This is a genomic window from Arthrobacter sp. GMC3 (assembly GCF_002929305.1).
Lineage (GTDB): Bacteria > Actinomycetota > Actinomycetes > Actinomycetales > Micrococcaceae > Specibacter.
In genome coordinates this window covers 1-894 of record NZ_PJIO01000059.1, presented here as the reverse complement: position 1 = coordinate 894, position 894 = coordinate 1, and the positions used below count along the sequence as shown (strand labels likewise).

Below are 894 nucleotides of genomic sequence, written 5' to 3'. Positions count from 1 at the left end.
GGGCGGTAGCCGCCAGATCCGGTGCATCGGCTGACAGCGGGTTCTCGCGAGTGGATGGGTTCTGCATGGGGGCTCCGGATTCTCTCTTTTAGTCGCGGTTCTGGTTCTGTCTGCGCGGGCTTTGTTGAGCCCGGGCGTCGTTACTGCATGAGCCATGCCCCGCATCGCGGTGCATGGTGGTATCGCAAGGAATAGTCCTGACTAGGCCGCTGACGAGCTAAGTCGTTGCCGGAAGGATAGTCAGGCTGGAAAAACTGTCAACACAATATGTTGTGTTTTGTCTTGCCTCCGAGCACAGCTGCTAGTTCCGCGCTTGAAGTCAGGGAGACGACTGTCGAAGGCTTGCATTAATGCTTGACCTGAGGCTGCCGACGGTGTTGCAGAGCAATGGGAGGCAGGGCGATAGCCCAGCTCTCGAATAATGTCTCGATTGTGTCAGTTACGGTGCGCAGGCCCAATATCTGGGGGTCAAGGCGCGCAGGAGCGACAAGATAATGCTGGCTCCGGGCCAATGCAAGGCAGCTGTCTGGGATAACCTGTGGATAACGTGTGTGCGGATTGTGGGTGAAAGCGCGGCGTCCGGCCGCAGGCCGCATGGCTGCGGCGCTCGGTCGAATGCCGACGAAATACGCGCCGCCGGGCATATTTTGATGATGGTCAATGACACTACATGTTGTGTTTGCCGCTGTCCGCTTTTTGTGCATCGTGCCGGGCCGGGCGTTGGGTACAATGCGCGCTGTTCGTTTGTGGCCTGACGGTCTGACAGGGGGCGGGGATGGAGCAAGAGACGTGGCGGATTCTCATCGTCGAGGACGATCGACGGCTGGCCGAGCTGACGCAGGAATACCTGCAGAGCAGTGGCGGCTTCGAGGTGTCGATCGAATCGGATGGCGC

The 894-nt window shown here is 59.3% G+C and carries 1 pseudogene; it reads left to right on the top strand.

What is annotated here, in order from left to right:
* Positions 1-775: 775 nt before the first annotated feature.
* A pseudogene (locus CXQ94_RS23635) lies at positions 776-894 on the top strand (DNA-binding response regulator); the annotation flags it as partial.